The organism is Colwellia sp. MB3u-55 (genome assembly GCF_014076785.1).
Classification (GTDB): domain Bacteria; phylum Pseudomonadota; class Gammaproteobacteria; order Enterobacterales; family Alteromonadaceae; genus Colwellia_A.
In genome coordinates this window covers 190,348-216,162 of record NZ_JACGUS010000068.1, presented here as the reverse complement: position 1 = coordinate 216,162, position 25,815 = coordinate 190,348, and the positions used below count along the sequence as shown (strand labels likewise).

Here is a 25,815-nt window from a genome sequence, read left to right as displayed (position 1 = left end):
TATTTAATATTTAATATTTAATATTTAATATCTATAAGCTTTTTCTGGGATTTCTCTCACATAAACAGTGAACGAAGCAACCTGTTCATTCGGTGCCAGTCCACTTAAGCTTGTTGACTGAAAACCATCTAATTCAAGTGGCTTCCAGGGTGTTTTTCGTGATTCAATCACAAATCCTTGCGCATCAAACCAGTTAAAGTGGTATTGCAATTTCAATGACTTTTTATAGGTGCTGTTAAGCTGTAGGTTTATTTCTAGTAAACCATTGGTTTTTCTTGATTTTACATCAATAATTTTTAGCTGTTGTGCTAATTTAGGGTTATGGACCTCTAAATGCTTCGAAAACTCATCACCTTGTGTCATCGCACTGGTGCCGATCCCCGAGGTTATTGGCGCAGCGCAACCCAGAAAAAATATTGAGCTGAACACCGTAATAGCTGAAATTCTTATAAAATAATGCATATTTTTATCCTTACAAATTTATAGTTTGATAACCGGTAAAGTTACCCAGAGCGGTAAAATTAATGAGCGTTGTTCTATTTTCTGATACGTCAATGTCAACGACCTGCTTTTTACCAGCATATGAAATCATCAATTTTTTCTGACCTACTGCAACATTATCCAACCTCATTATTTGTACATTATCAGGCAAACTTGACCAACTGCGAGTATCGGCTTTTTCTGAAGCAATATTATAAAGGCTGGCTAAAATATTACCGACATCGCCACCCGACTTGCTCAAATTCTGACGTATCTGCTCTTTGGCGACTAAACGTATCGCTTGTCTTGTTACCAAACCCGGTAATTTTTCTTTTAAGTCTTTGCTTGCTAAAGACTGTAGCCTGACAATTTCTTGCGAAAGGTAACTTTTTTCATCAATACTGATACTCAAAGGTATTAATGCCGATAAGCGCCCTCGATAAACAGGTAAAGCAAAAGTAAAAAATTTAAAATCTGAGCGAGTATTGAAGATAGGTAAATTTAAACTTGCTTCTTCTTTTGCACTAACAATTCCTTGTTCGAAAATAACGACTATTTGACCTGTGTTTGTTTTATTTTGTCCTTGATAGCGACCAAACCTTTGCTCAAAGCGCGCAAGCTCTTCATTCATATCTAGCTTATTGGCTAATCGTAAGACATCTTGTTGCAGAAAAGTATTGTTGGGATATATTTCTAACGCTCGCTTATAGTCAATATAGGCATCATCAAACTTTTTAGCTGTTTCATACAATAAACCCGAAAGATAAAAAGTATAAGCATTTTGAAAGCTGTTTTTTAGATCGCCAATCAGGTTATCCATTGATGGGAAGTTATCATATAATTTATTACTGTTGATGCCTTTTTCGGCCATTTCTTCTTCAGCTTTGTAGAGTTCAGCTTGATTGGTTTTTAATGCACGTTCTTGCACTAAATTAGCTCTGCGCACTTCAACCAAAGCGCCCTCTAAACTGCCTTGATATAAATAATTTAACGCTTGATAAGAATGCAACATACCTTGCTCGTATGAAGGTATTTCATAGCCAATGGCATTGTCATTAGTCACCACCGCACTGACTTTTTTCAAGCCACTGCTTATTTGTATTTTAGCTGCTTGTTCTTGATCCTGTACTTGTTGGTAGGCTAATTCAAAACTTTTTTGACTCGCCAGCCAATCATGAGAAAGAAACTGTAAGCGGGCTTTTTCTAGTTGGCTCAAGCCATAATTATTATGCTGGCGATTAACCGAGATAACTGATGTTGTCGCAACAACGAAATCACCTCTTAACTGAGCTGAACGAGATTCTTGCATCTGTTGACTGTAACCAAAAAACAAATCACTCATGCCTATAGATGTACAGCCAACAAGCGTCGCTACTGAAAACATAAGACAAAATTTTATTAATAACTGTTTACACATAAAATTTTCAAGTAACCCTAAATGATGAAGACATTATAACACTTTACTAGCTAAGCCTGCGCTTGATTCGCTAGATGTAAAATTAATACGAAACAGCCCAATAGGCAATACAATAATTGTGAGTAAATTGTAAGAATTTTGTAATGTTCTGAGAGTGTTAACCGTTAGCAAAGCTTAATTGCCCTATTATTGACATATTTGGTCAGTACTTTGCCCTAATACCGCCCCCGCTAAAGCTCAATGCTTTGCTTTAATATCGGCTACTACTTACACAAAAGAGCAAGTGATGTTTACTTCTAAAAAAAACCGACAATTTATAGATTACCAAGACTCATACTATTACCAACAACAGAATAAAAAACGTCGAAATAAATGGTTAAAGTTATCACTACTAGTGTTTCTTATCCTATTGTCTTCTTTGGCTTTAGTGCGTTATGCGCAAAGTAGTGAAATGGCTTTGACTGAAGATACAGCCAATAACAATACGCTTATTTACGGTCCACAATTATTATTTGATCACCCAAATCCAGCAAGGCAAGTCAATTTACCCCTTGATATTCAAACCAATGTTGAGATTAATGGTTTAATTGCTTATGTAGAAATAAAACAAACCTTCGTTAATCCTCATGCAATTGCTCTAGAAGGAACCTATCAGTTTCCCTTACCTGAAGATGCCGCCATAAAACGGTTAATGATAAAGGTTGGCAATAATGAGATAGTTGGCGAGATAATGGCAAAAAAAACCGCTAAGGCTTTATATCAACAAACGAAAAGCCAGGGAAGAAAAGTAAGCTTACTCGAGCAACAACAACCTAATTTGTTTATCAATAAAATTGCTAATATTCCACCACAGGCAAGCGTTATTGTTACGCTAACTTTTATCATGCCAGTTTCTTTTTCACAGGGTAATTTTGATCTACGATTACCATTAGCAATGACTCAAAGGTATCAACCCAAATTATCCCAGCCATTATCTGAAAATCCACAAGTAGCAAAAGCTTCTGAGCTTACACAGCAACGAACAGTGTACTCTGCACATAAATCACCTGCACAGCTACACACATCAACCCTAAAAGCGCCTAGCCACTTACCTTCAATGGCCAGCAGTCAATCATCAATTAATATTTCCTTAAATTCAGGTATTGCGATTACTGCGATTACTAGTGCTAGCCATAAAATAGTAATGCGTGCGTTAACCCCCCATCAAAATGCTTACTTTATTACCTTGAGTCAGGCCGAAGTGAACGCTAATAAAACTTTTGTTCTAAGCTGGCAATTATTAGCCAGTGAGCAAGCTAAAATCAGCAGTTTTACTGAACAAGTAGCAGATGAATATTATACGTTGCTGACCTTTTTTCCACCAAAGACAGACCTTGCACAAGTGATCGCACGAGATATCATTTTTATCATTGATACCTCAGGCTCTATGCAAGGTTCAGCTATGGAACAAGCAAAAGCGAGTCTCTCGTTAGCCATATTACAACTTAACGATAAAGACAGTTTTAATATTATCGCTTTCAATGACACTACCGAATTACTCTTTACCAGCACCAAAATGGCTGCAGGTCATCATATTAAAAAAGCGCAACAATTTATTAGTAACTTAATGGCCGATGGTGGCACTGAAATGTACCGCCCCTTGAGTAACGCTTTGCTGATGAAAAAAAGTGCTGTGCAAGCAGCACAGGCTATTCGCCAAATAGTTTTTATTACCGACGGCGCTGTCGCTAACGAATTTGAACTTATGCAGCTGCTTGAAAATGCCCAAGGTGATTTTCGTTTATACACCGTTGGCATAGGCGCTGCACCCAATGGTTACTTTATGAAGAAAGCCGCTCAATTTGGTAGGGGTCGTTATGTTTTTATTCAAAGCCAAAGTGATGTTCAACAAAAGATGAGCGATTTTATGACTAAAATAAGTCAACCCGCCATCACGAATATCGACTTAATTATTGACAGCCAAGTTCATCAACACCTCGAGGTTTATCCTAAAAGCATCCCTGATTTATATTTCGACGAGCCCTTGCAAATAGCGATAAAATCTCAGTTTCCTATAACGAGTTTGCAATTAACGGGTGATACCGTCATTGCGCCTTGGTACCAAGAATTAATTATTGATAGCGAGCAATCATCAGCAGGTATTTCCTCTCTTTGGGCGCGTAGAAAAATAGAAAGCTTACTTGATAGCTTAGTCAGCGGAGCAGATAAAGCTAAGGTGAAGTTTCAGGTGATTACTACCTCACTCAAGCATCAAATCATATCGCCCTATACCAGCTTTATAGCCTTGGAGAAACAGCAAAAAGACGGATTATTACTCGTTAAGCATAGCGTTTTTCAAGCCCATGAAAGTTTAATGGTCGCTATGCCTAAAACAGCATTAGGGTGGAAATTACAATTTCTGCTTGGCATGGCACTCTTGTTATTGGTGACTATGAGTGAGGCTATTATATTGCGGGGGTATAATTGTATTAAATTAAGGGGGACACTTGAAAAAATTAATTAGAACATCCTTATTGATAATAGGCAGCTTGCTGTGTTTACAAGCCAGTTGGTTGCCTACTAAAGCCTGGTTATCTCAGCAATTAATCAATTATAGCTGGCATCAGACACTGACTTTACAGCAAAAGATAAAACCTTGGCCATGGGCTGATACCTACCCTATTGCCGAGCTTTCATTTAAACGCTTAGCAAAGTCTCTGGTGATACTTAATGGCGGCGACTCAACCACACTCGCTTTTTCAGCCGGGGCTATTACTCCTTTTAACCAGGTCAGCCGTGTCCAACCTTTTGTGGTTGCTGGACATAGAGATAGCCACTTTTCATTTTTAGAAGAGGTAGATATGAAGGATATTATTTCACTAACTGACCGATATGGTCAAAGCCAGCTTTATCAAGTTGAAGCGGTTAACATTGTTGACGCTTCAACAGGCCAAATGCCATTGCTAGCTGATGATTCATCATTAATATTAATCACTTGCTACCCTTTTAATGACTCGAGCAGTAATAGCAATGAAAGATATGTGATAACCGCAAAGTTGCTATAAGGGTATAAGTGGTTATGGGGTCATTAAGTCAATAACTCTATTATTACGGTATTTAACCTTATAAAATCTATTAAGAAGTACCACAGCTATTTACAGTTTACCCCGCTAACATTAATTACCTGAGGGTGTTGGTAAAATGATTATCTAAGCTATAGTCATATATATGATGGATGAAATTGTATAAAACTTATGAAAGGACTAAAGAAAAATTTAGCATTAGGCTTAAGGATGTTATTGGTGTTTTTCTGCGGCCAGGTATCGGCAACTAAGGTCAGCATACTCACTGAACATTTGTCTCCTTTTCAAATTGTCACGACCAATGCAATAGAAGGCTTGTCAACAGAAATAGTCGAAGCGACTTTAGCACAAGCTCAGTATGAATACGCCATCAGTGCCCACCCATGGGCGTTGTCTTATAGAAGAGCACAGCATGGAAAAAACACCTGTATATATTCACTTGCTCGTATCCCACAGCGTGAGTCTTTGTTTAAGTGGGTTGGACATATTGCTTCAAGTACCACCTCTCTTTATTCCCTTAGGAATAGTCAGATAATTATCTCTACTATCGAGGAAGCTAAAAAATATAATATTGCGGTGATACGTGACGATGTTGCTCACCATTTTTTATTATCAAAAAAATTTATTGAAAACCAAAACCTTTATGTGGTGGACAATTATGATTCCTTGTTAAAATTATTAGACCTATCTAGTCGCCATATTGATTTGGTTGTTCTCAATGATGATTTACTTAGAAATAGAGTAAATAATTTGGGAGAAACATCAAAATATAAAAATGTATTTCAGTTCAAGACGTTAATGCTAAACTTTCATTTCGCTTGCAGTTTAAATACAGAGCAAGTCATTATAGATAATCTTATCAATGCAATGAAGCTACTTGAAAAAAGTGGTGTGTTTTTAACTATTAGGAAGAGGTGGGGGAAAAACATGGTGAGTTTAATTAACTAAATACACACTCTCAGTAAAATTGATGCTTACCTGTGTGCTATTACCACTACTCTCGTAAAACATTTAATCGCCATTGAACAGATATTTTTACATAATAACAGAGCCATAATGAAAAAAAATAATAAAAATATGCTAATAAAATTTATTACATTGATGGCGTCAATAGGCAATCTTATCACTTTATAGATAAACACTCCAGATTGAAACAATTAATGTCACTCCATTTGGCCATATTGAGGACAATGGTAAGTCAACTGAAATGATGTTCTAAATAAGTAATAGGATTGCCGAAGTAGCTGGGGTTAACTATACCAATAGGATAATTCATTATGCTCGTACTATTATTCACCTCAAACAAGGCAAATCAGATTTTGTGCTACGTTTCAATAATGATCAGTATCCCAAGGTATCCATCCCATTAGTTTCAGTGATCACCATGCCGATTATTATACTGTCTAGGGCGGGAAGTCACTATCGAGGCCTAAAGGATTTCCATGGAAAAACAGTGGGGGTGGTGCAAGGCGGTGAATTCGATGTCAATTTTGATAATGACGCTGCTATTAATAAAGTTGAAGTCAATAATTATACACAATGCTAAAACTGTTAATCCGTGGTCGAATTGATGGCTGTATTGTTACCAGTGTTGGACTATATTACAACGCTAAGCAACTTGGCATAAAACCTAAAATATTGAATTCACCATTACAACTAAATTACAAAGACTTTGTACTTCATTTTTCTAAAAAGAAAATAAATATCCAGACCATGGAAATATTAAAAAAATCAGTAGAAAAGCTTCAAAGTAATGGTGAGATCCAGAAAATCGTCAATAAATACATCGGCGATTTCAAATAGCGGCTTTCATCTAGTAAGTAATTTTTGTTAACCGCTTAAAATCCATAGAGGCGTTAAATATTGTCGGTATTGAGTTTTTATATTTTAGAAAAAACTAATAGCCGATTATTGGCGGGCATTGGATAATCGTCAGTTAACTCAAGTCCTGCTGACGTTGCCAATAACAAGACTGCTTCAATATCGCGAATACCGCTATCCTTGTCTTTTTCTTTAAGCCACACATCGAAGTCTGCGTTACTCTCACTAGAGAACTGCCCTTGATAGTTAAAAGGTCCGTATATACAAATACTTGCTGAAGGTGATAAGTTTTGCGCAAGCCCCTCAAAAAACTTAACCACTAATGGCCAGCTAATAATATGCAGTGTATTAGCAGTATATATGCCATCAAGGGGTGCATTTTGATTAAGCTTAGGCCAAGCGCTATTTAAATCAACGACAATAGGCCTTTTTACATTCAACCCCTTGCTTTCATCAAGCCACGCATTAATACCCTGGTGATTTATTAGCAAATCACTGGTTTGCCAGATTAGATGGGGTAGATTTGGACCAAAGAAGGTTGCGTGTTGCCCTGTTCCTGAGCCAATTTCAAGGACATGCTTAGCACTTGCAAACACTTTCGTTAAAACATTCAAAATAGGTGATTTATTGTTTTCACATGCTTGGGAAAAAGGTTTATTCATTATTTTTTCTTAAGTTGATTCATTGTTAGATAACGTTTTGAACGGTAACGCCTGCTTGCATTGCTGCTGGTACGTTAGCATATGCTGTTGCTCTTGATGACAAAAATTCTTAATTGCTGCCTTAAAAGCTGGGTGTTTTATCCAATGATAAGAGTAGGTTAATATTGGCTCAAAGCCCCGTTGAATTTTGTGTTCACCTTGAGTACCCGGGTTAAAAACTTGCAAGTTGTGTTCAATACAAAACTCGATACCTTGATAATAACAAAGCTCAAAATGTAAATTATTATAATGTTTAGTGCAGCCCCAATATCGTCCATATAAGTGAGTATCATCATAAAAAAAGAGTGCACAGGCGATATCTTCTTGCTGATGACTGGCGATGATCAATAAAATATTATCAGTCATACTAAGCACTATTTGCTTAAAAAAATCATAGCTTAAATGTGGTTGATGACCTCGTTTTAAATAAGTTAATTGGTAAGTTAGATAGAAAAAATCAAGTTCTTGTTGGCTAATTTCGCTATTTTTCAGCTGACGAATTTTAATCTCTTGTTGAATAATAGACTGCCTTTCTTTGCGAGTATTTTTTCTTTTGCGCGAAGTAAACGTACCTAGAAAGTCATCAAAGGTTTTATAATCACGATTAAACCAGTGAAATTGCACCGTATTACGTTGATAAATATCCGCGGGTAAAACTGTTTTTATTTCATCACAGTATAATATGTGCCAACTATTAATATTTTCTTGCTGGCAATGTTCAATTAGCGGTGCAAATAACTCATTTATTTGTAATTTTCCTGAAAGGAATTTATTACTGGTTACGGGTGTAAAGGGGATAGTTGCGACTAATTTAGGGTAATAATTGATCTTATTGCGTTGATAAGCCTCGGCCCAATCCCAATCAAAAACATACTCCCCCCAAGAGTGGCTTTTCAAGTACATCGGCATCAAGCCTGTGAATTCACCGTTTTTTGATGTCACTAAATGATGAGCTTGCCAACCTTGTTTAACACTAACTGAGGCACTTTTTTCAAGCGCACTAAAAAACTCATAAGCAAGAAAAGGGCTAGGTGAATTATTTAAGGCCTGCCAATCAATAGCACTTATTTTGTCAATATGGTTAAGAAAATTAATTTTCATATCAGTATTCAATTGCGTTTTTCTCGCCAGCCAATGGCTGTTTATCTAGCAATAGTGACTTGGTTTTACTGTCAAAATAGCATTATTAAAGGATGTTACGTCAATGATAGCGCTATTTTTTATTGAAATGTATCACTAAGCCATATTTTTAAATTATCAGTGTTGGCAAAATAAAAAATAGCCAATAATAAAAAAGAGCCCTAAGGCTAAGTAACGTAAGCTGATATTTCGCTTAGATATAGAGAGTATCTAGTACTAGAGTTTATTTAACAGCACTTATACAATACATCTTTATAGTAAATAAAGGTTGAATTACCCGTGTCTGAGAAAGTGATTAACTTCGAGTTTGAAAAGCATAATAAAAACAGTATTCGATATCAAGAAGTACCTGAGAATGGAATGCCCCCCGTTTTAGGGTCTATCTATGTGCAGAAATGGTTTGCCGGTGACAATAAAAACATTGAAATAACTATTAAAACAAAAGATTAAAAGATAAAACAACTAAAGCCCGATCCCTACTCTATCGCGCAATTAGGCGATGCCGTATTAAGGCCTCGTGCAGCTGAGTTGAAAGATTTAGGATGAGGAGTGCCAGCAATTAATAAAAGGCTGTTAGCCGAAGCCGGTGTTGTTGGCAATGCAACGCCGCAGTTCCATCACATTAGTGCCAAGGCATAGTGACATCAGGGTACGATATTATCACTGAAAAGGTATTGAACAACAAAAAGAACTAACCGGTTTTATTGGCCAGTTTTTTCAACAGAATTTAGACCATTTAAACGGCTTAACTTTTATTGATAAAGATGAGTCAACAACAGACTTAGTCATTAAAGATCAAAAATTTACTGGTGTAAACGTTAAGAACTAATAATGCGCTTTACTCACATTAACTTGACTATAAATAGTTGCTAGATAAATAAAAATAAAGCTTTATACTATTTATAATGATTAAATTTATAAAAATAATACCTTTACTTTTCCTTTACTCATTAAGTGCATTAGCACAATGGAGCGCAAAGCCAGATTTTTCGTTATTAGAGAAGGACAAAATAATTCTAACAGTAGCTATGGAAAATATTGGTTACTACCCATTTTACTATCCAGAAAATGGTGAAATAAAAGGTTTTTCGGTTGAAATACTTAATTATATTGAAGCGCATTCAAACTATGATTTTGAGTTTATTATTCTCCCTTTGCCAAGGGCGGTTCACTTGGTTGCAGAAGGCAGGATCGATTTAATACTGACCTTATTTAAAACACCGAAGCGCGAACAAATGTATCATTTTATTGAGCCTTCTTATGCTAATGAAATTAATCAATTATTCACTTTAAAAGATAATAATTTTGAGTTTGATGGAAAATTAAAACAACTAACACCCAACTCTGTCGGCACTATTAGAGAATATTCCTACGGCGAATATTTTGATGGTGTCAGCTACCTAAATAAATTGCCCGCATTAACAGAAGAAGTACTTTTAAAACTGTTGCTCGGCAAACAAATAGACATGTTAATCAGTAACCCATTAGTGTTTAATCAATTAATTTTAAAAGAAAAGGTTGGCGCCCAGGTTAAGGCGATAGAGCCACATATATCAATGACTCCTGTATATATGGCGCTAACCAAGAAGAGAAAAGACTCGCTAGCAATTAAAGCAACACTTGGCCAACTCACTGAGCAGTTAAAGGCGTCTCCTTACTATCAAGAATTACTCAATAAGTATCAGTTGAGTTTTAAATAATAGAGCTTAATCAACGGCGCTTGCGGGTTTTACTTACTAACACCATTATTTTCAGCAGATTAAACTAATATTATTCGTTTATAATTTGCTATTACTTAGTTAAAAATCCCACTATCATTCAATGATAGTCTCAATCATAATTACGGAGTCTACAATGTCTACAGATACCTATGTACCACCAAAGATATGGGAATGGAATAAAGAGTCTGGTGGTAAATTTGCCAGTATTAATCGCCCTATTGCAGGAGAAACGCATCAAGGCGACTTGCCCGTAGGTAAGCACCCTTTCCAGCTATACTCGCTGGCTACCCCTAACGGTGTCAAAATTACCATTTTATTAGAAGAGCTATTAGCGTTAAATATAGCTGAAGCCGAATACGATGCGCACTTGATTGATATAATGGCAGGCGATCAATTTAGCTCAGGCTTTGTTGATATCAATCCCAACTCTAAAATACCGGCTTTAGTTGATAATAGTGGCGATAATAAACTGCCAATTTTTGAATCTGGCGCGATACTCCTGCATTTGGCTGAGAAGTTTGCTGCCTTCATACCCAAAGAGCCGTTACTTAAAGCACAATGCTTATCATGGCTATTTTGGCAAGTGGGTAGTGGCCCTTATTTAGGCGGTGGGTTTGGTCATTTTTTTGCTTACGCACCCGAAAAATTTGAATATCCAATAGAACGTTTCACTATGGAAGTTAAACGACAACTCGATGTACTCGACCGTCATTTAGCCAATAATAAATATATGTGTGGCGAGCAATACACTATTGCAGATATCGCTATATGGCCATGGTATGGAGCATTAGTACAAAATAAAGTCTATGAAGCTGCAGAGTTTTTACAAACGCAATCCTATAAAAACTTATTGCGATGGACAGAAGAAGTTGGCAATCGAGCAGCTGTTAAGCGTGGTTTAATGGTCAATCGTACTTGGGGAGAGTTAGAAGAACAATTACATGAACGCCATGATGCCAGTGATTTTGAACTTAAAACTCAAGACAAGCTAGTCGATTCTCAATAATCAACTCGGGTCTTTAGCCTAATAATTGTGCTGCCAAAATTTTTTACCCGCAGGCTCATTGACTAATGAGCCATGACCACCTTTGGCAGTAACAGGGGAAAAAAGTTAAAAGACAAAAATATCATGACTCTCTGCTTATTCCTTAGCAGGAGTCTTGATTTATTATCGGATTTATTTAATGTAGATTCGAATATACTAGGTGTTTAATTCGTATTTATCGAAGTATTAAGGCTAACTTATACGCTGAGTTTAGCCTTAATAACTTATACTAACAAGCAGATAAACCGCATAAGAAAACGTTAAATTTAACATTAAAATTAATGTTTTCATTGGGGTAAACGGACACTGCAACTCAAAATTATATATAAGAAGTCAATAAATTATGATTCTGGCTTAATGATCTCGTTAGCCTGCGTACTTTTCTTTTTTATTAACCAGTACGTTACTCCAAGAGAAATAGTCACCAAAGCAAGACCAACAATTTGATCTGCAGAAACAAGTTTAAGATCTAACACAATAACTTTACGGGCAACTGCCATCAATGCTGTGGCAACAACCAATTCTACCGGGATAACGTTTGAGCCAAGGTACAAACGAATATTGATAAAGATTTCAACCGCGATTAACACCACCATAAAAGCGCCAAAAGTTTGTAAAATATCATCAATATCTAAAAGAAAATAAGGCGGCATCGATAGTTTCAAATAGAGTACATAAACCACATCAGCGATACTCCAATAGATCACTAATACCATTAACAAGGCCAGTATTCTTATCGCAAATCGAATCGAGCGATGCAGTACCTTTAACAATGGGTCTGAATGATTTTCAGGTAATTCTTCGTGTCTCATGGATCTTCCTATATGAAAAGCAGAGTAAATATATCGATATATCTATGTTCATAAAGCCATAACGTTATGATCATAGAAAATATCAATATTAAAAATACGGCTCGAAACTAGCAAATATTCGCTATCATAGCCTGCCCAAGGTCAATATAAGCGTTAACATCTTCATTCATTCCCTTGGTTTTAATATGATCAGCAAAACCAAGTCGCGCCGTCATAGCTAGCCAAAATATGGCACTAATTAAGCCAGCAATACGCCACAAATTAGTCTTAGCCCACTTAAGCGCCAACGTAATAGAGAGGACATAGATAACAAAACCCGCAAGTTTAGATGATGCCCAACCATTAACGAAAGGATACAAATTAAGCGGGTTAACGATCACCAAATAAATAAAAGTAACAACAAATAACGTATATAAAATATGTGGTCCAATTTTTAACAGTTTGTTGTTAGCTTTTTCAGACCCTTTCATCATTAACACAAAGTTAATGAGAAAAAGAACAAAAGTAAGTGTAATTATGGTTATGTGTAGATGCTTAATTATCATGTACATGTGGTTATTCCCTAGAAATTCATTATGTATTTTATACTTAGGCTGTCAGTATATCGTTTATTTACCTAAGCAACTGCTATCTTTTATATTATTTTAACAAGTTTAGCCAAGATAAGCTGAGCATATTCATTGCACAAGTTTCTCTGTTGATAAGTTTTTGTGTCATGCAAGCATTTAGTCAAGCTTACTGTGCTTTTTTTCTAGATAAGTTAGCGAGGCTTCTAAAGCTTCATAGCGCAATGAATAGATATTATCATTGGCGACTAAATCCAATACATTACACTTTTCGAGCTGTTGATGTGTTTGCTTATTTGGGCACAATAAAAAAACTTCACATTGACCATCTTGAGCATCTTTTACTGCGTTTTCTAGCGCAAGACCTACCGTTTCATCAATCATAGGGACATCCGTTAAATCGAGGATCATGACCTCAAAATCTGCAACACTGGTATGCTGACGAGAAATAGCTTTTGATACACTAAAAATCATCGGCCCTGATAAGTAAAAAAATAACACCTTACCATTCGCTTTATCGAGTAAGCCTCGTTCAAGCACAGTTAATGGCACATCATTGCCATCAGCATCACTAATTGCTTTAACCTTTCTGGCTTGCTCTCGACTTAAACGCTCAATAACAATGATATTAGAAATGAAGACACCAAGACCTACAGCGACAATTAAATCAACAAAAATAGTTAATAACATAACACCATACATAATGGCCATGCCTTGAACACTGACTTTATGAGCACGTTGAATAAAGCTCCAGTCAAGAATATTAAAACCTACATAAACGGCAATCCCCGCTAACACAGCCATGGGGATAGGCTCAGTTAGACCAGCAGCCACTAACACCACGAATGCAAGTACCAAGGCGCGAATGATACCTGACACAGGTGAGCGTGCACCCACTTGAATATTAGTCACGGTACCCATAGTTGCGCCAGCGCCCGGTAAAGCACCGAAAAAGCCAGAGATCATATTAGCGATACCTTGTCCGCGTAACTCCTTGTCGGGATCATGTTCTTTTCGTGTTAGTGAATCACCAATCACAGCAGTTAATAAAGTATCAATGCAGCCAAGTGTGCCCAGAACCAAAGCATCTATTACCATAGTAGTAAAGATGTCGACGTTGAAATGAGGAATGACTAAAGAAGGTAAACCTGCCGGTATCTCACCAATTCTGCGGATGTCATCGCTGTTGAAAAAAATTAAAGAAAGTACAGTAACAACAACTAATGCAACCAGTTGAGCTGGAACATACTTGCGGTAATGCTTGGGTAAGTAAAATAAAATACCTAAAGTCAGTGCTCCTAAAAATAATTCACTGAACTTAATATTTGCGAGTATATTAGGCAGTGCTGATAAGCTTCCCGTAACGCCACCAGAAGGTGTCTGATGCCCTAACAACGGAGCTAACTGCAAGATAATTAAAATAACACCTATGCCTGACATAAAGCCAGAAATCACACTATAAGGCATTAGCGTAATATATTTTCCGAGCTTTAGTGTGCCAAGCAACATCTGAAATGCACCGGCCATCATTACAATAGTAAATGAAATTGCCATGCCTGTTTCTGGATACTTTGCCATCATGCTGGTTAATATGGCGGTCATAATAACGGTCATTGGACCGGTAGGCTCTGATATCAGACTAGATGAACCACCAAACAATGCAGCAAAAAAGCCAACCATTATCGCGCCCCAAAGCCCAGCTTCAGCGCCAGCTCCTGACGCAACACCAAAAGCGAGCGCTAAAGGCAAAGAAATAATTGCGGTAGTTACACCACCAAACATATCTCCTTTGAGATTGAACTCTTTAAAACGATTTCCAAACACAGCGCAAATCCTTACTAAAAAAGATGATCAGGCCAGATAACCTTTTATCTGACCCGTAAACAAAAAAAACATATAACCTAACGAATATCATTCAACTTGAGAGCGCATTCAAAATCATCCATTTGTTGAACAAGACTTACTCGGTCTTTATCGAAAAAATTAACATGACCCAATTTTCGTTGTGGTTTTACTGATTTGTTGTACCAATGCAATGTTGATAAAGCTGAAAGCGAAGTCATGGGTGGTTTTTCATTACCGATTAAATTAATCATACCCGCTGTGCCAAGCGACGCTGTGCTACCTAGCACTAAGCCAGCAACCGCTCTTATATGATTTTCAAATTGGCAGGTTATACTCCCTGCTTGTGTCCAATGTCCACTATTGTGAACACGAGGTGCTAATTCATTGATCATTAATTCACCATCAACGACAAAGCACTCCATCGCCAGAACACCAATATAGTCGAGGGCATTTAATACGCTTTCCATATACGTTTGAGCTTTAAGTGCTAGCGTATTATTTTCATCTACAGCGGGTGCAATAGATTGCAGCAAAATACCATTTTTATGGGTATTCTCTGTTAAAGCATAGTGTTCGACATTGCCATTTTTTGAACGAACCGAGACGAGAGATATTTCGCGTTCGAACTTTATCCAAGCTTCAATAATATAATCTTCGATGTTTAAACGGTCAAAGTCTTCAATATCTGACAAGGTTTTTAGAACCCATTGATTTTTACCATCGTAGCCATCACTACAAGATTTAACCACCATAGGTAGCTGTATGACTTTCAATGCTTCACTAGCTGGCAACGAATAAGCAAAGGGTGAAGTCGGTATTGATAATTTTTCTAATAATTGCTTTTCTCGATAACGATGCTGACAGGCAGAAATTGCTTCAATGTTTGGCAAAACATCACAATATGCTTGCAGAGCTTTAAGCAATTCTATATCTACTTGTTCTTTTTCTACGGTAATTACATCAGGCTTTCCAAGGAGGTTATAGAGCTTATGAATATTTGGCTCTTCCTGCCAATTTTTAGTCAGTGTAACCACTCGACCTAAACCGTCAACACAATCAGTTACTTGCTGGAGATTATCATTAATAAAGCTGAATTTTATCCCTAGTGGCAGTCCTGCAAGTGCCAACATACGAGAAAGTTGTCCACAACCTACAATGGCTATGCGCATTATTCTACCTCCCATGAGACACTTTCACTTTGCTGTGAACGCCATATTTGTAGCTTGCCTTGCAGTACCGTATCATTAATGGCAAGGATTTGTGAGGCCATTAACCCCGCATTAAATGCGCCTGCTTCGCCAATACCTTGGGTGGCAACTGCAACGCCTTTAGGCATTTGTACGATAGATAATAGACTGTCCATTCCTTTGAGTGCTTTGCTCATTACCGGCACACCAATAACAGGTAACCAAGTTAATGCGGCAGCCATACCGGGTAAATGTGCGGCGCCACCAGCACCAGCTATAATCACGCTGTACTCTTTATCGGCATTCTCGGCAAAGTCATATAAACGTTTCGGGGTACGATGGGCTGAAACAACCATAGCTTTATACTCTATGCCCAGTGCTTCAAGAACTGTAACCGCATTTTTCATCACTGGCCAATCTGACTGTGATCCCATGATAATCGCAACTTTAATTTTTTTCATTGTAAATGGCCTTATTTTTAATGGTTAAGCGCTGGCTTAAGTTAAGCATCAATCAGCTAATTAAATATTCTGATAATATTATGACAAAAAAGATAAATAGATAAAAATTGATATTACTTATACTATAAATAGATAAAAATCTATTTATGGGGTGTAATTATGAAATCAAGGCTTCATGCTCATGTTGGCACAATCAGGCAGCTGGAAATATTATTGTCTGTTCATGATAAAGGTAGTATTAAAGAAGCGTCAAAAGCGCTTTTTCTAACGCAACCAACGGTATCAATACAAATGAAAAAGCTTGCAGAAGCAATGGGAGCTCCACTATATAACTATACCAATAGACAGATATTATTTACGGATATAGGCCTAGAGTTAGTGAAAACCGCGGTAGAGGTACTTGATAGTTTTTCACGACTTGATATGGCGATAGGCAATATTAAAGGTTTTAAGTCTGGCACCTTAAGGTTGGCTGTTGTCACCACTTCTAAATATTTTATTCCCCATTTGTTGGGACCTTTTTTAGAAAAATATCCAGATATAGATATACAGTTAAATATTGGTAATCGACAACAAACAATTGATCGCCTAAAGCAAGGTATTGACGACTTCTATGTGTTTAGTCATCCGCCATCTGATATTGAAACTGAGTCGATTGAATTTTTAACCAATCCGCTGGTAGCCATAGCACACCAAGACCACCCCATCGCTAAAAAGAATAACCTCACTTTACAAGATTTAAGCAAGGAACCTTTCATTATGCGTGAAAAAGGTTCTGGTACAAGGTATGCCATAGAGGAGTTTTTAAAGCATCATAACACTAAGCTAAATGTGAAAATGACCATTGAAAGTAATGAGGCAATTAAACATCTGGTGATGTCAAAGCTTGGCATCTCAATATTATCAGCGCATACCTTGATGTATGGTGGACAAAGTGGGCTAGTGCGTTTACCAATAAAGGAACTGCCAATAAATGCTCATTGGTTTTTTGTTTGGTCTAAATCAAAACGTCAAACCCTATTAGCGGCTGAATTTCTTGCTCATATTGAAACTAATGGCCGTTCATTATTACAAAAAGAAATGATATCAAACGATATTTTATCTCGCTAAATCACTGCTAAGTTAGCCTACTGAGTAAAGTGGGTTAAACGATGGGCCAATTAAATCAATGTTTTCATAAGGTTGATACCGGTTGAACAGCCAGGTATTTCACCCTTTGATAAAATAGCGTATTCGCCGTATTATTAGAAAATAGAGGTCATTGAACACTAAGTGCATGTAGTACTTAGTAATAATAATCACTCCTTTCACTATACTTTAGCTTACTGTCGTCTAAAAGTACCACTGAACAGCATGGTTAAATTGAGCCAAAATATCCCTTTACTCCCTAGCGCCTTATCAGTAATTCATACTACTTAAAAAAAAGGTTATCAACTTTTAGTTGATAACAAAACAATTACAATCGGCTTTAATTACAGTAAATAGTTAGTTATAAATAACTCAGCTAAGCAGTTAACAACGATGTTGTCTAAGCGATAACATCGTTGTTAACACTTTGGCGCTGAGTCATAGTAAATAATCATTTTTAAAATTAAACGAGGCACTTATGGAATTAACAATTACCGATCTGAAAATTGAACTTTCGTCAGAAAACTTATCGCACATCCGAGATAAAGCACGTCACATGTTTAATAAATTTTATGATCGTGTTCAAGTAATAAAAGTGACCATTGATGATATTAACGGCCCCAAAGGTGGTAAAGATAAGCACTGTAGAGTGGTTATTTACAGTAAAGGTATGCCTGATATTGTTGTTACTGATAATCAAAGCTCTGTAATGTCAGCGGTGAATATTGCCCTATCAAGAGCAAGAGCAAGTTTTTTAAAAAAGGTAAAAAGCCAGCAAAAAAAATTATCCAACTTCGTCTCCTAAAAGTGATATTGAACTCTCTAAAAGGGTCGAACTAGAGCGTATTGAATTAATGGTTAACTAACAATGCTATCCGCTGTGTTCACCCCTTACCAATAAAATATCGAGTAAATAACGCAACTTATTTACTCGTTTATTTAATAACTGGGTTAGTGAACACCATAACGCTCGAAACTTAAATGACAATAATTATATTGGCACATGGGTCATTCAATAAGCACATTTTGTAAAAGGAGGTAATCATGTTCGCAATATACACACCAAATGGACGAAGCTTTTCAGGCCCACTGGAAGAGCTTTATCATGTTCAAAAAACACAATTGACTGAGCAAACACGAAGTTTTCAGGAGCTGGATGAATTCTCACCTTCGCTAAAAAAAGGTTACTCGCCGCCGCCAAAAGCTATTAATGCTTATAAAGATGCTATCAGTAAAACTGAGACAAAAGAGTTAATATGTCACGCTTATCAAATTATGACTTACCCTGTTGCCGTAATATCAGCCAGTGACACTTTAACGACGGTAATTAAGATATTCACCGAGCAGGCATATCAAGAATTTCCAATTGTAAATAGCCAACAACAACTTATGGGTAGCTTATCTAGACAACAACTGTACGAATATCTTTTAAAGCATGGCACTGATGTTGATAAAAGTGCAAAATCAAAAAGTGTCGCTGATTTATTTCTCAATGAGCATTCTAAAATTTATACCGCAGAACCGGTTACAGACATCCGACGGATTGCGGTGCTACAAGTAAAAAATCGTTTGCATACAATTCCTATTTTAGAAAACAATGGCAAAGTAGTGGGTATTATTTCGCGTACCGATATTATAAAAGCAGTCGCTATCGATCCTCCGTTATCATTGTGGTGTTAACGAAGAAAGGATAATAAAGTGCTTTAAAAAGATGACCGTTTGCCCTTAACGCAATAATAGCGGGGTAATTGTCGAGCTGTTAAATTAACTTCCCAGTATTTTCAGCGGTAATGACAACGCACTGTTGCCTGTTTGACCAACAAACCAAATAATGCCACTTAGTCCGCCTAATGTAATGACATACCATAATACTGAGACAATTTGAGCATAACGGTTTAGAGGTAATAGGTCACTCAAATGTCGACGTTTATATTCAAAGAAAATTTCTATACTACCAATAGCAAGTAAAAAACCTAATAGCGCTAAACCAGAGTGATAACTAATATAAACACCTAATGCTGCACCTAATACACAAGCAACTAAACCAACGCGGGTATTAATTGAAAAGGCAATACTCTTGAGTATGTGTCCACCATCTAAGGGTAATACCGGCAACAAATTAAATAGATTAAGTAAGGCGTTAAAGACCGCTAAACCTGCCAGTATTTCTAAATCAGTTAGCCAGTAAGCTACCAAGCAAGCAATAGAGAGTATTAGGCCAAAGAAAGGGCCCATTATCGAAATAACAACATCTTGCCAGCGGGTATTAATTTTATCGTCGCTCAATGCTAAGCCTCCGACAAAAGGAATAAGGTAAATACCTTTGGTTTTCAATCCAAAGTATTTCATCGCCTTAATATGTCCATATTCATGAAAGACGAGACAAAGAATAAGTGCTATGGCAAATTCAATAGAAAATAACCAACTATATGCGGCCAAACTACCAGCAGCAAATAGCACTTTGATGACTTTGGCACTTTTTAACAATTTCAAGCCAAGTCCAGCCATGCCAATGAAACTAAATTTCATCGGTTGCTTGGTAGCTTTGCTAACTTGGCGTTGTTCTATATCTTTTTCAATGAGGGTATCTTCTTGTTGAAGTTTATTATCAATAAAAAGCTGGTATTTAAGCACAAAAGGCTGCCAATGCAGTGTGCCTTTAAGTTCTATATGTAATTCACCTTGCTCACTTTGTAGAGAGAATTGATGTGTAAAGGTATCGTTGCCATCGACAGCGTCAATTTGTGAGACACACTGGTCGTCCCAAAAAAGTTGTTGCCATCCCGCCATTGAACCTTCTAATCGTAGTGTTTTGTTCAAACACGTTACTGCTAATAGTTGCACTTTATAAACTCAGTAAATAGAACCTTGCCCGATTATCACTATATTTGGAGGTGCAGCAAGGTTTATTGCCACTATTATTGATTTATCAGCAAACAGATAATTGGGTGAAAATTTTTTTATTCGCACCGCGATAGAAAAAGCCAGCTAAAGCTGGCTTTATAGTAAACAATTCATTAAGTATCAGCAGTTAAAGCAATACTTTATAATAACTTTTACTTAGGCATTAAGACTGTATCAATGACATGTATGACACCGTTACTTGCTTTAACGTCAGCCATAATTACTTTCGCATTATTTATCATTACATTGCCGCCGTCTACTTTCACCATCAACATTTGACCTTGTACTGTACTAGCACTGTCTACTTTAACAACATCGGTAGACATCACTTTTCCAGCAACGACGTGATAAGTTAAAATAGATACCAATTTATCTTTATTTTCTGGCTTTAATAGCATTTCTACTGTGCCTGCAGGCAACTTTGCAAAAGCTTCATCAGTTGGTGCAAATACAGTAAAAGGCCCTTTGCCTTTGAGTGTATCGACAAGTCCACCGGCTTTAACGGCAGCAACAAGGGTATTAAAAGAACCATTTGCCGCAGCTACATCAACAATGTCTTTTTTCATACCATGATGTTCAGCATGAGAAGTCGGCATAAAAGCTAAGCTGGCAACTACAAGTAAACCTGTTGTAATAAATTTATTTAACATGTTAATTCCTATTTAATAGATAATATTTAGTTTCGACCATTATTTACGTACGGTTAAACAACTAAGATCAGTTTAATTAACATATTTATAATAAAAATGGATAAAATATAGTCACACCCACCCTATCTACTAAAAAAATCATCCCTTATGCTACAAGTATACTGTCACCTTATTCTTTAGTAATAGCCTAAGCTCACCAATGAACTATGGCAAAAAAACTATAAAATTTTATTGTCGAAGTTCAGGATAACGTCTGAGTGATCAGGACTAAATTATCTTAATAAATTTGCGAAAATACTTAAATAAATATATTTTATAAATTGTTTATGAACGGTTAGGTTATTTAAAATAATAAGTGAGATAAATAAATGTCAAAAAAATCAGCTAGTGATATCCCTCAAAAAGCATTTGACTGGTACGACGAATACGCTCATGGCGGTATGGATCGCAGAAGCTTTATGGCAAAGTTAGTGACTTTAGTTGCAGTGGGATACTCAATGACAGTGCTAACATCAGCATTGCTTCCAAATTATGCCCTAGCCGAACAAGTTTCTTTTAATGATGATGAAATAAAAGCTACCTATGAAACTTTTGATTCACCCGAAGGTTACGGTAAAGGTGTCGGCTACTTAGTAACACCAACCAACAAAGCAGGAACCTTGCCTGTTGTTTTAGTTATTCATGAAAACAGAGGCTTAAATCCCTACGTAAAAGATGTTGCTCGACGTTTAGCTAAAGCGGGGTATCTTGCCTTTGCTCCAGATGCATTGTTCCCTTTAGGAGGATATCCAGGTAATGATGATGAAGGCAGATCTATGCAAAAGTCGATGGATGCTGAAAAAATACAGCATGACTTTGTTGCAGCAGCAAAATTCATCAAAAAACATCACAGAAGTAATGGAAAACTTGGTGCTGTTGGCTTTTGTTTTGGTGGTTACATAGTCAATTACTTAGCCGCAGTGGAGTCTGATTTGATTATTGCTGGCGTACCTTTTTATGGCACACCAGCCAAAAAAGAATTGCGTAAAAATATTAAGGCATCGTTACTGATTCAATTGGCTGAACTCGATGAAAGGGTTAATAATTCTTGGCCTGACTATGAAAGTGACTTAAAAATTGTTCAAGCTCCCTATCAAATGCAGATCTATAAAAATGCCAAACATGGCTTTCATAATGACTCGACCAGCCGTTATGATAAAGAAAATGCCGAGCTTGCCTGGCATCGCACCCTAGCCTTTTTTACCGAAAGACTGGTATAAAAATCATCTAAAAACACTTTATTAACGAGTTAAGCGAGCAAAGTCATCAATAAAGCAGACTTGTACTCGCTTAGCTATATTCAGCGTTTAGCGTTTAGCGTTTAAACTCTGATGTTTTACTCCATTGTGGCCAAACATTTTCTTTAGAAAGCTGATAACCAATGTCAAAAAATGCTTGCATATCTTCTTCAGCGCCAGAAAGATCCCATGTATCATTATATTCATCACAAGGGTTGTGATAACACTTACCAAGACTTTCCTTTAACTTGGTTCGCAACATTTTAGTCGCTTCATCAACGGCAGTTTCTCCCGTTTTAGCATATAACGCTGGAATGCCGACATTTGCAAAGGCAAAGTGATCAGAGCGGTAATAGATACCCGCAGCAGGACGAGGATCCCCGGCGATGGTGCGGTTTTGCTTCTTCGCTGCATCACTAAGAAAGTTATCAAGTTCTGACTGCCCTAATCCATAGACAGAGACATCGCTACTGCGACCATTCACCCCTAAAGCATCCATATTAATATTTGCAACTGTCTTAGCCGCTGGAATAATAGGATTAGCCGCATAAAACTTAGAACCTAACAACCCTTGTTCTTCTGCAGTTACTGCCATGATGGTAATGGAACGCGCTGGTGCAACAGGCAATTTAGCAAAGGCTTCAGCGACTTCAATAAGTGCCCCAGTACCCGATGCGTTATCGACAGCGCCATTATAAATTTGGTCGCCAATTAAGCTGGTATCTTTGCCTAAATGATCCCAATGTGCGGTATATAAAATATGCTCATCAGGCTTAACGCTTCCAGGTAAAGTGGCGATAAAGTTATAAGATACAGATTCTTTCACAATGTTATTTACAGTAACAGAAACAGTTAAGTCGCCCATATCAAGATGATAACTTCCCTTGGCAGCCGCAACTTTAGCCTGTTCGAAGTTGACACCGGCTTGAGTAAATAATTCTTTGGCAACCTCGCTATTTATCCAACCTTCAACCGCAACACGGTCTTTATTTTTGTCTTCACGCACAAAGCCAAATTGAGGACCAGACCACGAGTGTTCTACTACCGACCAATCATATGATGCGGGAGCGGTTTCATGAATGATGATCGCACCTTCAGCACCTTGTCGGCTGGCTTCTTCATATTTATAGGTCCAGCGCCCGTAATAGGTCATCGCATTACCGTTGAAAAGTTTAGCGTCTTGAGTTGCAAAACCCGGATCATTAACTAAAATAACAACAGTTTTACCTTTAACATCCAAATCTTGGTAATCATTCCAGTTGTATTCTGGCGCGTTAATACCGTAACCAACAAAGACTAATTCTGAGTCTTTAAGTTGTTCAAGGTTACTTATGCGAGCAGAGCCCATTACCATATCCGTTCCGTATTGATAATCTTTATCACCAATTGACAATGTCATGTCTGGTGATGCCTCAATTGACACCATAGGTACAGCTTGCAGGAAACTATTACCATTGCCTGGCTTAAAACCTATTGCCGTTAATTGTTTAGTTAAGTAATCAAGCGTAAGCGCTTCACCTTTACTTGACGGTGCGCGCCCTTCAAACTCATCTGAAGCAAGTACTTTAATATGCTCAATAAGTTGTTCTTTGTTAATGCTTTGATAACTCGCCACAACATCTACTTCGGTATTTTTTGAAACATTACTTTCTTTGCCACAGCCACTTACCAGCGCTAAAGTAAATAAGGTTAAAGCTATTTTATTTTTCATTTTTTATACTTTTATTAAGAATGACACTTGGATTATAAACGAGTATTGGCAGCGTTTGATAGACTTAGTTAAAAGTTATAGTTAGCAAAGAGTTAACTAGTTAATAGAGTATTAAGTCAGTAAATAGACGCATAATATAAGCAAGGTCATCATATGAATAATATTAAAATGATGATCTTGTGTGAAAACGCATAATGTTTGAGATTACCAATAACTAAATGAAATTGGCTTCTAATGATCATTTTTGCCACTTTTGAGACATTAGCACTAATGCGATAAAACTGAATTTGGATTAGTATTAATAACACTCCATTAATAGCCAATTGCTATTTGTCATGCTTGAATGTCTTTTTATTTTTTATCAGAAAATAATATCGAATCCAATAGAAAAAGGGTTACTGCATGTTTATTGATGTTACTTTTTAGGTATTCAATTTTTAAAGAAAAATTTTCCGTAATATTATAACTAAAACCTAAACCACAGATTAAATCAGTTCCTATATCTTTTATGTGAATTAAGTTATTTTCCTCCATAGGAGAGTCATTTTTCATTCATTCTTCTGACCACCGCAAAACCCCTAATTTCCCATATAAAGAAAGATCACCAAAAGGATATTTAGCGAGCATTTCAATAGAGTATCCGTCTCCCGTAAACTCTTCTGAAGCGAAAAATAGGTCTTTCTCCCCAAATTTAAAAGAATTTACTTCGATAGAGAAATTTTTATCAAAATTGTAACCTGCACCTACTTTATAAGGAGTAATATCTGCATCAGCATAGCCAACTATGACTATTGATGCCCCAAAATAAAATTTTTGTACCTCTTTTGATTTACAATCAAAATGTATAAATACAAAACTTATTAATATTACACCAATCCATTTGTTCATTTTACTTTTCCTTAAAATAACTGCGTAATTAAAGAGTAAGCATAATAAAGCTAAAACTTCTTATGTAAACTTCTCAGCAATGTCCGTCTAATAGCTTCTTATAAACTTGCCATAAACTAGCTTGCCTTTATTCCAACAGGTTTTTGTGAAGTTGATTTGCTGTTATACATAATAGTACTCCTTTTCTTGAAGGGACTATAAGTATGGTTTAAAACACTAAAATTTATATATAGCAGACATTATGCGTATGTAAGAGAAGAATGCTTCTCTTAGCCAAAAGCGGAAGTAAGTTATTGGCTACTCTTTAGGTCAACTGAGCGCTATTAATAGACTTAAGAACAACAATACCAAGCTATCCATAACAATTGGATCAGATCAAAGTAATGGACTACAATTAGTGTAACTTTTTAATTAGGGTCAAGAAATGTATTGTTTATTGGAATATGAAGACGCTTCTGAGTCAGTTAAAGAGATTTATGATGATATATTTGAGTATTTAGGCAACGAAGGTCTTGTTGATTATTTTAAAGTACTTGGCAACTACAACGCTGTTGTATTAGAAGTAACGTGGCATGCCCTAAAAAACATTTTAGTGAAAGGTGAATTACCTCGGCCATTAAAGGAACTAGTTTTTGTTGCGGTATCAAATGAAAAAAACTGCAGCTATTGCACTGATATTCATACAGCGATGTGTAAGCTTCTTAATGTAAATGAAGGGGACATTCAAAAAGTATTAGAAAAGGCAACTAACTTAAACCCCAAAAGGGTTAAGCTATCCATTGCTTTTTCTAAAAAAATGGCTATTAATCCAGAATCAATTGTTGAAGCAGACCATCATATTTTACTCGACTCTGGTCTGACAAAAAGCCAAATATTTGAATTGATGGCTCTCGTTAGTTTGGTCAATTATTCAAATACACTAGCGCAAGGTATTATGATTGATGTTGACCAAAAAGTTGTGAGTTTGCTTAATAATGCCTAAGAACCTAATTGATACAT

The 25,815-nt window shown here is 36.7% G+C and carries 27 protein-coding genes; 14 read left to right on the top strand and 13 right to left on the bottom strand.

The annotated features are described in order from the left end of the window. Positions 1–24 precede the first annotated feature (24 nt). Together H4J66_RS02870 and H4J66_RS02865 are read right to left on the bottom strand one after the other, a co-directional pair. Complete coding sequence (locus H4J66_RS02870) at positions 25–462, bottom strand: YcfL family protein (protein ID WP_182170296.1); 438 nt, start codon at positions 460–462, stop codon at positions 25–27. A 10-nt stretch (positions 463–472) separates the two neighbouring features. After that, on the bottom strand, positions 473–1,864 hold the full coding sequence (locus H4J66_RS02865) for a COG3014 family protein (RefSeq protein ID WP_220463181.1): 1,392 nt from the start codon (positions 1,862–1,864) through the stop codon (positions 473–475). Positions 1,865–2,183: 319 nt separating this feature from the next. On the opposite strand from H4J66_RS02865, the gene H4J66_RS02860 reads away from it, so the two are divergent. The 5 genes from H4J66_RS02860 to H4J66_RS02840 all read left to right on the top strand — a co-directional run bounded on the left by H4J66_RS02860 (position 2,184) and on the right by H4J66_RS02840 (position 6,762). Continuing rightward, a complete protein-coding gene (locus tag H4J66_RS02860) occupies positions 2,184–4,400 on the top strand; it encodes a marine proteobacterial sortase target protein (protein ID WP_182170293.1) in 2,217 nt (738 codons plus the stop codon). Next, a complete protein-coding gene (locus H4J66_RS02855) occupies positions 4,384–4,941 on the top strand; it encodes a class GN sortase (RefSeq protein ID WP_182170291.1) in 558 nt (185 codons plus the stop codon). Before H4J66_RS02860 ends, H4J66_RS02855 begins: the two co-directional genes overlap by 17 nt. A 189-nt stretch (positions 4,942–5,130) precedes the next feature. Next, positions 5,131–5,907, top strand: a complete 777-nt coding sequence (locus tag H4J66_RS02850; protein WP_182170289.1) for a transporter substrate-binding domain-containing protein — start codon at positions 5,131–5,133, stop codon at positions 5,905–5,907. A gap of 373 nt (positions 5,908–6,280) precedes the next feature. Next, on the top strand, positions 6,281–6,505 hold the full coding sequence (locus H4J66_RS02845; RefSeq protein ID WP_182170287.1) for a hypothetical protein: 225 nt from the start codon (positions 6,281–6,283) through the stop codon (positions 6,503–6,505). Beyond that, positions 6,499–6,762: a transporter substrate-binding domain-containing protein gene (locus H4J66_RS02840; RefSeq protein WP_182170285.1), complete on the top strand. Its 264-nt coding sequence runs from the start codon at positions 6,499–6,501 to the stop codon at positions 6,760–6,762. The genes H4J66_RS02845 and H4J66_RS02840 overlap by 7 nt, the downstream gene beginning before the upstream one ends. 77 nt (positions 6,763–6,839) lie before the next feature. On the opposite strand, the gene H4J66_RS02835 is transcribed toward H4J66_RS02840, so the two are convergent. Then, positions 6,840–7,442, bottom strand: coding sequence for a DUF938 domain-containing protein (locus tag H4J66_RS02835; protein ID WP_182170283.1), 603 nt, complete (start codon positions 7,440–7,442; stop codon positions 6,840–6,842). A gap of 9 nt (positions 7,443–7,451) precedes the next feature. After that, positions 7,452–8,582 carry a GNAT family N-acetyltransferase gene (locus tag H4J66_RS02830; protein WP_259369044.1) on the bottom strand — a complete coding sequence of 377 codons (1,131 nt, stop codon included), beginning with the start codon at positions 8,580–8,582 and terminating at the stop codon, positions 7,452–7,454. Positions 8,583–8,900: 318 nt separating this feature from the next. Between H4J66_RS02830 and H4J66_RS02825 the strand changes: the two genes are divergently transcribed. The 4 genes from H4J66_RS02825 (at position 8,901) to yghU (ending at position 11,348) form a co-directional block, all read left to right on the top strand. Continuing rightward, positions 8,901–9,071 (top strand): hypothetical protein, encoded by a 171-nt coding sequence (locus tag H4J66_RS02825; protein WP_182170279.1) that lies wholly within the window; start codon positions 8,901–8,903, stop codon positions 9,069–9,071. A 223-nt stretch (positions 9,072–9,294) separates the two neighbouring features. After that, positions 9,295–9,450 (top strand): hypothetical protein, encoded by a 156-nt coding sequence (locus H4J66_RS20715; RefSeq protein WP_182170355.1) that lies wholly within the window; start codon positions 9,295–9,297, stop codon positions 9,448–9,450. Between the two features lie 76 nt (positions 9,451–9,526). Next, a complete protein-coding gene (locus H4J66_RS02815) occupies positions 9,527–10,321 on the top strand; it encodes an ABC transporter substrate-binding protein (RefSeq protein ID WP_182170277.1) in 795 nt (264 codons plus the stop codon). Between the two features lie 154 nt (positions 10,322–10,475). Then, positions 10,476–11,348 carry a glutathione-dependent disulfide-bond oxidoreductase gene (yghU, locus tag H4J66_RS02810; protein WP_182170274.1) on the top strand — a complete coding sequence of 291 codons (873 nt, stop codon included), beginning with the start codon at positions 10,476–10,478 and terminating at the stop codon, positions 11,346–11,348. Positions 11,349–11,728: 380 nt separating this feature from the next. Here the strand turns inward: yghU and H4J66_RS02805 are convergent, their stop codons facing one another. The 5 genes from H4J66_RS02805 to purE all read right to left on the bottom strand — a co-directional run bounded on the left by H4J66_RS02805 (position 11,729) and on the right by purE (position 16,258). Next, positions 11,729–12,199, bottom strand: coding sequence for a phosphate-starvation-inducible PsiE family protein (locus H4J66_RS02805; RefSeq protein WP_182170271.1), 471 nt, complete (start codon positions 12,197–12,199; stop codon positions 11,729–11,731). 107 nt (positions 12,200–12,306) lie between these two features. Continuing rightward, positions 12,307–12,744 (bottom strand): SirB2 family protein, encoded by a 438-nt coding sequence (locus tag H4J66_RS02800; RefSeq protein WP_259369042.1) that lies wholly within the window; start codon positions 12,742–12,744, stop codon positions 12,307–12,309. Positions 12,745–12,924: 180 nt separating this feature from the next. Then, complete coding sequence (locus tag H4J66_RS02795; protein WP_220463184.1) at positions 12,925–14,547, bottom strand: SulP family inorganic anion transporter; 1,623 nt, start codon at positions 14,545–14,547, stop codon at positions 12,925–12,927. A 119-nt stretch (positions 14,548–14,666) separates the two neighbouring features. Further along, positions 14,667–15,779: a 5-(carboxyamino)imidazole ribonucleotide synthase gene (locus H4J66_RS02790; RefSeq protein ID WP_182170262.1), complete on the bottom strand. Its 1,113-nt coding sequence runs from the start codon at positions 15,777–15,779 to the stop codon at positions 14,667–14,669. Next, on the bottom strand, positions 15,779–16,258 hold the full coding sequence (purE, locus tag H4J66_RS02785) for a 5-(carboxyamino)imidazole ribonucleotide mutase (protein ID WP_182170260.1): 480 nt from the start codon (positions 16,256–16,258) through the stop codon (positions 15,779–15,781). Before purE ends, H4J66_RS02790 begins: the two co-directional genes overlap by 1 nt. Positions 16,259–16,417: 159 nt before the next feature. On the opposite strand from purE, the gene H4J66_RS02780 reads away from it, so the two are divergent. From H4J66_RS02780 to H4J66_RS02770, 3 genes are all read left to right on the top strand, one after another. Beyond that, a complete protein-coding gene (locus H4J66_RS02780) occupies positions 16,418–17,368 on the top strand; it encodes a LysR family transcriptional regulator (protein WP_182170257.1) in 951 nt (316 codons plus the stop codon). A gap of 496 nt (positions 17,369–17,864) precedes the next feature. Beyond that, positions 17,865–18,191 (top strand): hypothetical protein, encoded by a 327-nt coding sequence (locus H4J66_RS02775; protein WP_182170254.1) that lies wholly within the window; start codon positions 17,865–17,867, stop codon positions 18,189–18,191. A gap of 239 nt (positions 18,192–18,430) precedes the next feature. After that, positions 18,431–19,066, top strand: coding sequence for an HPP family protein (locus H4J66_RS02770; RefSeq protein ID WP_182170251.1), 636 nt, complete (start codon positions 18,431–18,433; stop codon positions 19,064–19,066). An 84-nt stretch (positions 19,067–19,150) separates the two neighbouring features. Here the strand turns inward: H4J66_RS02770 and H4J66_RS02765 are convergent, their stop codons facing one another. Together H4J66_RS02765 and H4J66_RS02760 are read right to left on the bottom strand one after the other, a co-directional pair. Further along, entirely contained in the window at positions 19,151–20,230 is a 1,080-nt protein-coding gene (locus H4J66_RS02765) for a site-2 protease family protein (RefSeq protein ID WP_182170248.1), read from the bottom strand. Positions 20,231–20,442: 212 nt separating this feature from the next. Then, on the bottom strand, positions 20,443–20,940 hold the full coding sequence (locus tag H4J66_RS02760; protein ID WP_182170245.1) for a fasciclin domain-containing protein: 498 nt from the start codon (positions 20,938–20,940) through the stop codon (positions 20,443–20,445). Between the two features lie 368 nt (positions 20,941–21,308). Between H4J66_RS02760 and H4J66_RS02755 the strand changes: the two genes are divergently transcribed. Next, on the top strand, positions 21,309–22,199 hold the full coding sequence (locus tag H4J66_RS02755) for a dienelactone hydrolase family protein (protein WP_182170242.1): 891 nt from the start codon (positions 21,309–21,311) through the stop codon (positions 22,197–22,199). A gap of 94 nt (positions 22,200–22,293) precedes the next feature. Here H4J66_RS02755 and H4J66_RS02750 read toward each other — a convergent pair whose 3' ends face one another. Together H4J66_RS02750 and H4J66_RS02745 are read right to left on the bottom strand one after the other, a co-directional pair. Beyond that, positions 22,294–23,928 (bottom strand): M28 family metallopeptidase, encoded by a 1,635-nt coding sequence (locus tag H4J66_RS02750; protein ID WP_182170239.1) that lies wholly within the window; start codon positions 23,926–23,928, stop codon positions 22,294–22,296. A gap of 552 nt (positions 23,929–24,480) precedes the next feature. Next, complete coding sequence (locus H4J66_RS02745) at positions 24,481–24,816, bottom strand: hypothetical protein (protein ID WP_182170236.1); 336 nt, start codon at positions 24,814–24,816, stop codon at positions 24,481–24,483. A 424-nt stretch (positions 24,817–25,240) separates the two neighbouring features. Between H4J66_RS02745 and H4J66_RS02740 the strand changes: the two genes are divergently transcribed. Further along, a complete protein-coding gene (locus tag H4J66_RS02740; protein WP_182170233.1) occupies positions 25,241–25,798 on the top strand; it encodes a carboxymuconolactone decarboxylase family protein in 558 nt (185 codons plus the stop codon). Positions 25,799–25,815 lie beyond the last annotated feature (17 nt).